We start from the raw sequence: 234 nt of genomic DNA on the forward strand, positions 1-234 counted from the left end.
ACACCCGAACGACCCGGACACCTTTTGGCGACACTTCCTTCGACATCGCCTTGCTGTATGTGGAAAGTGCTGCCTTGGCTGCAGCATAGGCAGTCGTCGATTCCGGAAGCGGCAGGACCCTCTGGATGGATGTAACGTGCACGACCACACCGTTTCCTCGGGCGACCATGTCCGGAACGAGCAGCCGATCCAGTCGGACAGCCGGAAACAGATTGAGCGACAGCTCCTTATGCC

Annotated in this window: 1 protein-coding gene; it reads right to left on the bottom strand. The window is 59.0% G+C overall.

Annotated elements, in window-relative coordinates; all coding sequences use genetic code 11:
- On the bottom strand, positions 1 to 234 hold a 234-nt coding region (locus AF337_RS05650; protein ID WP_152970914.1), incomplete at both ends, for an SDR family NAD(P)-dependent oxidoreductase.

It is taken from the genome of Rhizobium ecuadorense (assembly GCF_001187535.1).
Lineage (GTDB): Bacteria > Pseudomonadota > Alphaproteobacteria > Rhizobiales > Rhizobiaceae > Rhizobium > Rhizobium ecuadorense.